At 70.0% G+C, this 2238-nt stretch carries 1 protein-coding gene; it reads right to left on the reverse strand.

Annotation, left to right across the window (positions count from 1 at the left end):
- On the reverse strand, positions 1–2194 hold a 2194-nt coding region (locus AB0C25_RS36540), incomplete at its 3' end, for an acyltransferase domain-containing protein (protein ID WP_357379646.1).
- Positions 2195–2238: the final 44 nt, after the last annotated feature.

The raw sequence follows: 2238 nt of genomic DNA on the forward strand, positions 1-2238 counted from the left end.
CCACCACCGCCCGCACCAACCGCGGCACCTCCAACACACCCCCACGCACCCGCAACTCCGACTCACCCGACGCAACAACAGCCGAAAGCAACCCGGCGCCAACGGGTTCGGCGCCCGCGTCGAGCAACACGAAGCGGTCCGGGTTCTCGTTCTGCGCCGAGCGCACCAAACCCCACACCGTGGCGTGCGCCAGGTCGTCGACGTCCAGTCCGGCCGCGCCGCGCGTCACCAGGATCAGGCGGGAGTCGGCGCAGCGGTCATCGGTGAGCCACCGCTGCAGCAGGGCCATCGCTCGGGCGGCCGCCGCGTGCGCCGCGGTCACCATGTCGCCGGTGGACTCGCCTTCCAGCTCCGCCACGACCGTGCCGGGCACCGCCGATTCGAGCAGAGCATCGAGGTCGGTGTGCACGGCAGCCTCGACGCCTGCTTCCTTCAGCACGGCGTGCAGATTCAGATGATCGACGCCGAGCACCGCCCACGACCCGTTCAGGGTCGCGTCGAACTCCTCTGCTCCTACCCAGTCGACGGTGAACAGCGACTCGCTGCTACGACGTGGTGCGCCCGCCGTGACGTCGGCCAACCGGATGCGCTCCGCCGTGGCCACCGGAGCCCCGGTCCCGTCGGCGACCTGCAGGGAGACGCCGTCCTCCACCGGGCTGATCCGTACCCGCAGGTCGGTCGTGTCCTGCGCGTACAGGGTGAAGCCGGTCCACTCCGACGGTAGCCGGACGCCCGTCGTGGACTGCTCGGCGACCACCAGGTGCAGGGCGGCATCGAGCAGTGCCGGGTGCAGGGCGAAGCCAGCCAGCTCGACCGACGAGGGCAGGGCTACCTCGGCGTACAGGTCGACGCCGTGCCGCCAGGCGGCCCGCACACCCCGCAGCGCCGGACCATGCTCGACACCGGCTCCAGTGAGAGCCGCGTACAGGTCGTCGACGTCGATCTGCTCGCCACCGGGCGGCGGCCAGGCGGTCAACCCGGCCGGAACCGTGGCCGGTGCCGGGCGTACGGTACCGACCGCGTGCCGGACCCAGACCTCGTCACCGTCGGCCTTGGAATGCACGGTCACCTGGTGGCCGGCGTCGACACCGACCCGCAGGGACAATCCACCACTGTCGGGAAGTGTCAGCGGCGCCTCGACGGTCAGCGCGTCGATGGCGCCAACGCCGACCTGGTCACCGGCGTACACGGCCAGGTCGACCAGCGCGGAGGTGGGGAGCACGACGGCGTCGCCGATCCGGTGGTCGTCCGCCCACGAGACGGTTTGACGGGTGAGCCGGCCGGTCAGCTGTACGGCATCGCCGTCCGGGGACAGCACGATCGCGCCGAACAGAGGGTGGTCGCTGACGGTGAGACCGATCTGGGTCGCGTCACCGGTCGCGGCGGCCTGGTGCAGCCAGTACTCCTGGTGTTGGAAGGCGTACCCGGGCAGGTCGACCAGCCTGCCGCCCCGGCCGGCGAACACACCAGCCCAGTCCAACTCCACCCCCACCGCGTGCAGACCACCGAGCGCGGCAGTGAACGACTCCGCCTCGTCACGACCATCCCGCAGAGCAGCGACCGCGAACGTGTCATCGACCATCGCCGACAACACACCGTCGGGGCCCAACTCCAACAGCGCGGTCACCCCCATACCCGCCACCGTCGCCAGACCGTCGGCGAAACGGACCGCTTCCCGCACATGCCGCACCCAGTACTCAGGCGTACCCAGGTCCTCAACCCGACCGGTCACGTTCGACACCACCGGCAACCGGGCGGACCCGAACGTCAACCCCTCCAACACCCGGGTGAACTCCGCCAGCATCGGCTCCATCAAATGCGAATGGAACGCGTGACTCACCGCCAGGCGGCGCACCCGCACACCTTCCGCCCTCCACCGCCCCACCAACTCCTCAACCGCACCCTCGTCACCGGAGATCACCACCGAGGTAGGGCCATTCACCGCAGCGATCTGCACCCGCGCACCATCCGCCCGCAGGGCCGCAGCGACCGTCGCCTCATCCAGACCAATCGCCGCCATCGCCCCACCCGACGGCAGAGCTGCCATCAACCGACCACGCGCCGCGATCAACGTGCACGCATCCGCCAGGGAGAACACACCCGCGACATGCGCGGCGACGATCTCCCCCACCGAATGACCGAGCAACACCTGCGGACGCACACCCCACGACTCCGCAAGCCGGAACAACGCCACCTCAACGGCAAACAACGCCGGCTGCGCAAACTCCGTGTTATTCA

This window comes from Micromonospora sp. NPDC048839 (genome assembly GCF_040649915.1).
Taxonomy (GTDB): domain Bacteria; phylum Actinomycetota; class Actinomycetes; order Mycobacteriales; family Micromonosporaceae; genus Micromonospora.